The following is a 6,809-nucleotide window of genomic DNA, read 5'->3' on the forward strand; positions in this document are numbered from 1 at the left end:
GATGGTTTAATGAAAGGATATCTTTTTATATCAGAAAAAGAAGAAAATAATTTGAATTATGAAAGAAAAATACAAGAATCTTTTTCACGTTTTTTTGGAAAAGAAAATGTTAAAGTGAAAAAAAATCCAGGCTCTTCTAACAATCTATCATTATATAATTACACAAATGAACCAAATGAGATCAATTATTCACATTATGAACATCATTTTGGATTATCTGGAGACTTTTTGAAGGATGAAGATACTGTAATACATGATTTTTTATCAGCTTCTGATAAGGAAAAATATATATCTGAAATCGGCGGGATATTCACGATTTCATGGCTTCATGATAACACTTTTACGACTTGGTCTGATATTACAAGAATAGAGCCAATATATTATTGTGAAACACCGAAAAGGATAGTTGTTGGAACAAAAGCACTTCTTGTTCATTTAATTGCATATGGATTAGAAACTCCAAATTATGACGTCAGTTCGTTTGTTTCGTTTTTAAATAATGGATTTTTTTGTGATGATAATACTCCTTTTATGGGAGTTAAAGCTTTATATAGGAATAGTAAAATGATTATTTATGATAATCATATAAATATTAGTCCAATAGACGATTTTGATAATTATATTTATACCCAAGATCCTACAAATCAATTTTATGATGAAATATCAGAATTATTTCTAGATAGTTTTTCATATTTCAAAAAACATAATTCTACGTTTAAATTGGGTTTAACGGGCGGAAAAGATAGCCGTTTAGTCATTGCAGCTATGCATAAGTTGGGGGTGAATGTAGAAACAATAACGAATGGCTTTGAAGATACTCCTGATGTAATTATAGGAAAAAAAATAGCTAATCAACTAAATATTAAACATGAAGTTAAAATCCCGCCAGGAAGCGCATCATCAATAAATATTGATTTATATGATAGAGCAGTTAATACAATAAAGAATTGTGAAGGTATGTTATTTGCTTATGAGAATATTAGCGGACTTACACCAGAGTTCAATAATCAAAGAATTAGTATTGGTGGCCAAGGAGGAGGACTATATAAAGGTGGTTATGCTAAACTTGCAAACATTACATCTAGAGAGGAATTACTTGAGTTTTTCCTTTCCAGTTTTGCTAAGTATAATGATTTGATAAATGATGATGAATACAAAAAGTATACTCAGTTTTTCAATGATTTTATAGACAGACATCCAAAACACTTAACATATAGTGATATTTTAAATAGTTTTTATTTAACTTATAGAAGTGGCAGATGGTCAGCTAGCTCTAGATCAGGATACACAATGGGCTTTTATAGTTATCCTCCTCTATTTGAATCTAGATTGGCGAAAAAAGCGCAGTTGTTAAAAACTCATTATGGAAGTAATGAGCATTTAATATACAATATTCTATTAAGAATAAATTCTGATTTGGTTAATATCCCATTCGCGGAAGACAGATGGTCATTTGAGAAAGGTCATCCTTATAGCAAATATGATATAGAAAACTGGATAAAGAGAAAACCTTTATATGCAACTTCGATAAGAGGTGGATTTAATTGGAGAAAAAATATATTGACAAATTTAAATAAAGAGTTTTATGAAGTTATTTTTGCAGACGAAAATTCTCCAATTTTTGATATTGTCAATAAGAATAAGGTAAAAGAATTATTTAATAAAAAAGGAAAAAGATCTCTTGCAGTATATGATACTTTTTTATGGAGTTTATTTACAAGTAGTATTATGTTATCTGATAAGTGGTATTCAAGTGAAAAGAAAATATTAAAAACAAATATAAAAGTTCCTAAGAGTAGTGTTAAAGAGAAAAAAGGAGTTCTAAAAAAAATAAATTTAATACCTAATGAATATTTAAGGACTTCAAATGAAAAATTGCAGATAGAAAAAAAATCTAATATATCCAGTACCATCAGCTGGAAAGACTATGTTCCTTCCGATAGATTGTATTTTCAACTGTTTGATAACCCTTTTTCACAACCACCTTCTGAAAAATATGCTAATTTATATAAAATAGAGGGTTCAGTAGCAGAATTATTCTTTGAAGTTGAAAAACATTTACCTGATGATTTCTTACTAGAGCTATATTTTATTCAATATAATAATTCTGAAAGAGTTGAATCTAAAAAAGAAGAATTAAATATATTGAATCAAAAAAATATTTATAAGTATAAAGCAGTAATGCATCCAGAAGCAAATAGATTTAAAGTTGCTTTTAAGATAAGTGAAGGAAGAGCAAACGGGACTTTTGATATAAACCAAATGCGAATTCACTTTTATAGTTAATAAGCTTTAAAATGATTTATCCCTTTAAAACCATTATATTTAATTCTTGAAGTAATGTGATATAAGTAGACATACTGCTTAATTTTAATGCTAAATAAATCTCATAAAGATTTTATATGAACATAAAATTCCGTTGTTTATCTAATCCAAAAGTATTATAATAAAAACTATCATCCTAATTAACTAGGGTGGTAGTTTTTATTATAATACGATAATGAAAGGAGGCAGCAGATGGAAAAACAAATAAGTATTTTTCAATTCTTTTTATTAATTTTCACACTGTTTATATTGGTACAGATTGTTTCACCAATACCAACAAGCGCAGAACCGTTGTTAGAAGAAGGGAAAATTGTTGAAAATGAAAAATTACATAGTGGTGACAACGGAGTTTTCAAGGAAGAAATTAATTTGAAAGAAAGGAACGATACCGGGGAAAGGTTCCTTGAAAAGGAAGCAAAATCAGAAGAGGGTCTTGAGGCTGAGGAAGAGCCCCTTGAAGAAGAAACAGCAACAGAAGAGGATTCTGAAACTGAGGAAGAGCTCCTTGAAGAAGAAGTAGCAACAGAAGAGGGCTCCCAAACTGAGGAAGAGCTCCTTGAAGAAGAAACAGCAGCAGAAGAGGACTCCCAAACTGAGGAAGAGCTCCTTGAAGAGGAAACGGCAGCAGAAGAGGACTCCAAAACCGAAGAAGAGCTCCTTGAAGAAGAAATAGCAATAGAAGAGGACTCCAAAACCGAGGAAGAGCTCCTTGAAGAAGAAACAGCAACAGAAGAGGATTCTGAAACTGAGGAAGAGCTCCTTGAAGAAGAGAGAGCAGCAGAAGAGGGATCTGAAACTGAGGAAGAGCTACTTGAAGGAGGAATAGCAGTAGAAGAGGGCTCTGAAACCGAGGAAGAGCTCCTTGAAGAAGAAACAGCAACAGAAGAGGATTCTGAAATTGAGGAAGAGGCCTCCGAAAATGAAGAAGAAATTTCTCACCAAAATACTGATAAATCTTTAGAGCAGACTCAATTTAAAACAGTAACTCCTTTTTCGAATTCATCAACTGGTTATTTTGAAGTAAATGTTAATAATTTGACTGTCTATGACAATCGCGGTAACGGGCCACTTAAACCAATCGGGAACCTAAAAAAAGGAGAGGTTTATCCAATTTTTAGTGATTATGGGAACTGGTGGAGAGTTCAATTTGGAGATATTTATGGTTATGTAAAAAAATCCGATACGGTAAGTGGAAAGAAAACTGATATAAAGAATTGGAACGAATCATATGATAATACTGAACATAAATATACAGCAAATCAAAATGTGACAGTGTATGATAATACTTCTGGAAAATTAGTTCCTTTTGGTGAACTAAATAAAGAAACTGTATTTCCAATTGCTAGTGACTATGGTAGTTGGTGGCGAGTGGTTTATTTAGATCGAGTTGGCTATGTAAGGAAAGATGAAGGTAATGTTCAGTATGCAGACTTTCAGAACTATTTTAAAGCAGATAAAAATCTACCGATCTATGATAATCGAGGTAACGGGCCTTTAAAGCAAGTTGGAGAGATTGAGAAGGGGCAGGCTTATGAAAGAGTTAATGACTATGGCAGCTGGCACCGAATCCAATTTGGAGATATTTACGGTTATGTAGAAAAGTTTGGTACTTCTCCAGATAATGGACGATCTATAAACAACGAGAATAAAACCTATACAGATACAAAACATAAATATAAAGCAACTCAAGATGTAACTGTGTATGATAACTCGTCAGGGAGTTTAGAACCAATTGGTAAATTGTCTAAAGGAACTGTGTTTCCAATAGCTACAGATTATACTAATTGGTGGCGTATAGTTTTTGCCGATCGTGTTGGATATGTGCAAAAAAATGAAGGAAATCTTCAACATGCGAACTTTAATAATTATTTTAGAGCTGATCAAACTACAGCTATTTATGACAATCGTGGTTCTGGTCCGTTGAAAAAAGTCGGTGAAGTTATTGAAGGACAAGAGTATTCGATTGTTAGCGATTATGGTAGCTGGCATCGAATTCAATTTGGGGATATTCACGGTTATGTAAGAAAATTTGATACTTCTCCAAGCACTGGCCGTTCTATTCAAAACAAAAATAATTATACCAAAATATCAAGAGACATAAAATCACTTCGAAGAGTGACAATATATGATAATACGTCTGGAACTCTTGTGCCGTTTGGTAATTTAGAAAAGGGTTCAATTCTTCCAATAGCCAGTGATTACGGAAGTTGGTGGCGTGTTATTTTAGCCGATCGAATTGGTTATGTAAGAAAAGATGAAGTACAAGCGGAGTTTAAAAAAGGCGATGAATTTTTCCGAGTACATAGAAATAACCTACCAATCTATGATAATCGTGGTTCCGGTTCTTTGAAGAAAGTTGGTTCTTTGCAAAAAAATCAAGTATTTTCGATTGTAAGTGACTACGGAAATTGGTGGCGAGTACAGTTTGGAGATATCTATGGATATGTCAGAAAGTCTGATACCGGCTATGCAACAGGAACTGAAATAAATAATTTAAATAATTCTTATACAAATTCTGATAGAAAGTTAACTCCTAAAAAACAAGTAGATGTGTACGATAATTCATCAGGAAAATTAGTTTCTATGGGGAAAATAGATAAAGATATTAATTATGTAATAGCCTCAGACTATGGAAATTGGTGGCGGGTGCTTTATTTGGATCGAATTGGGTACGTACTGAAAGCTGATGTGAATATTACTGGTGGAGCTGTTAAGACTCCTTATAATGTAACATTATCAGAAGCTTTAAAAATGCAAATGAACGCATCTGCGCAAACAGATAGCCCTTATGCATATGTTTCCAAAGCGTACATTAGTAATAATAGAGTAACAGCAAGTGCCCTAAATGTCCGCAGTGGGCCGGCTGCTGGGAATAAAACAGTCGGTCAGCTTAGTAACGGTACTAAAGTTACTATTTTAGGAGAATACAATGGATGGTATCAAATCTCGTTTAACCATAGACAATGGGTAAACGCTAGTGAAAAAGATGTATTACATTACCTAGATCCAACTAATTTTGTTAATGATGCAAGACAGCAATTTCAGTTCTTAGATCTCTCTAAAATAAGTGATGCATCTATAACAGATTTAAACAATTACCTCTCTGGTAAAGGAACACTTTCTAGTCAGGGAAAAGCTTTTAGAGATGCAGGGAAGGCACATGGAATAAACGATGTTTATTTACTTTCACATGCTATTTTAGAAACCGGTAATGGCGGATCTACCCTAGCTAAGGGAGTAATGTATAATGGTGTAAAAGTTTATAATATGTATGGTGTGGGAGCATTTGATAATTGTGCGATAGAATGCGGAGCTAAAAGAGCCTATGAAGAAGGCTGGACAACACCATATAAAGCTATTGTAGGCGGTGCATCATTCATAGGTAATAGTTATGTAAAAGCGGGGCAAAATACTTTATATAAAATGCGCTGGAATCCAGAAGGTATGGAGAGACATGGCTATGCTACACATCAATATGCAACAGATATTGGATGGGCACAAAAACAAGTTTCTACAATGTACAATCTTTATCAAGCTTTAAAACTGGATAATTTACAATTAGATATACCTGAATATAAATCTTAAAAAAAGAGGTTCCAAGTTACAATTTTTGGAACCTCTTTTTTGTGTAATAGCACAACTATTAGATTTAAGTATTGCAGATGGATTGATTCACTAATGGTAGTCTTCTCTTAATAAAGAGAGTCAGAGCCACAGCGGAAATTGCATTTAATATCTGCTACAGCTATTTGAAAATATGAGATTATAAGCAATGTTAATTCTTCTATGAATAATATAATTTAAAAATTAAATTCAATTTCATCTGTATCATCATGAACTATATTTTCATCTTGGTCTCTTATGAATGACCTAACCTTATACGTGCCTGATTCTGTAGGTGAATAAGAAAAGTGGGCATCCTTTTTGTACGGGAATTTTTCTAAGACCTCACCGTCCTTAAATACATAGTATGCATAATTTATTTCGTTTCCTTCTGCTGTAGTAACAACATAAAAGCTAGAGTCATCTACTTTTTCAATCATGAGATTTGCAATTTGAGGTTCAATATTATCATTTCCAGTTTCAGATCGTGTCTCTGAATTTGTATCTGTTTTCTGCTCTGGCTCCGATTGTGATTCTGAAGTATTGGTGGAGCTACAACCAGCTGCTAGAACTAAAATGCTAACAAAAATTAAGATGAATAAGTTGTTTTTCATGAAAATCCTCCTATATATATAATATCGTATTATAACACAAGTAGATATTGATAATCTTCTTAATTTGGTAAGAAAGGTTGCAGAATTATCTAATTGTGCAATAGATTCGTATAGTATGGAAAATATTTGAATTTGCTGGATTTGAAGTGAAAGCAAACTTATAATATAATGGACCCAAGAATCTAGACACGAAAAAAGGAGATGTTAAGGTAGGTATATGAAACGAAAAAGATATACAGCCGAATTTAAATCACAAATCGTGTTAGA

Annotated in this window: 3 protein-coding genes; 2 read left to right on the forward strand and 1 reads right to left on the reverse strand. The window is 32.6% G+C overall.

What is annotated here, in order from left to right:
• Positions 1-9 precede the first annotated feature (9 nt).
• The gene (locus ACFO3P_RS04295) at positions 10-2,286 is read left to right on the forward strand and encodes an asparagine synthetase B family protein (RefSeq protein WP_379542207.1); all 2,277 of its coding nucleotides are present in this window, start codon (positions 10-12) and stop codon (positions 2,284-2,286) included.
• A gap of 231 nt (positions 2,287-2,517) precedes the next feature.
• Positions 2,518-5,910, forward strand: a complete 3,393-nt coding sequence (locus ACFO3P_RS04300) for an SH3 domain-containing protein (RefSeq protein WP_379542208.1) — start codon at positions 2,518-2,520, stop codon at positions 5,908-5,910.
• A 215-nt stretch (positions 5,911-6,125) separates the two neighbouring features.
• Here the strand turns inward: ACFO3P_RS04300 and ACFO3P_RS04305 are convergent, their stop codons facing one another.
• The gene (locus ACFO3P_RS04305) at positions 6,126-6,542 is read right to left on the reverse strand and encodes a hypothetical protein (RefSeq protein WP_379542209.1); all 417 of its coding nucleotides are present in this window, start codon (positions 6,540-6,542) and stop codon (positions 6,126-6,128) included.
• Positions 6,543-6,809 lie beyond the last annotated feature (267 nt).

Origin of the sequence: Oceanobacillus aidingensis, assembly GCF_042654105.1 — a bacterium.
In the GTDB taxonomy this organism is placed as follows: Bacteria; Bacillota; Bacilli; order Bacillales; family Amphibacillaceae; genus Oceanobacillus; species Oceanobacillus oncorhynchi.

What these genes read in the sequence shown, in the direction of transcription:
- ACFO3P_RS04295 (WP_379542207.1), top strand. Translation starts at nt 10, where the DNA reads ATGAAAGGATATCTTTTTATATCAGAAAAAGAAGAAAATAATTTGAAT.
- ACFO3P_RS04300 (WP_379542208.1), top strand. Translation starts at nt 2,518, where the DNA reads ATGGAAAAACAAATAAGTATTTTTCAATTCTTTTTATTAATTTTCACA.
- ACFO3P_RS04305 (WP_379542209.1), bottom strand. Translation starts at nt 6,542, where the DNA reads ATGAAAAACAACTTATTCATCTTAATTTTTGTTAGCATTTTAGTTCTA.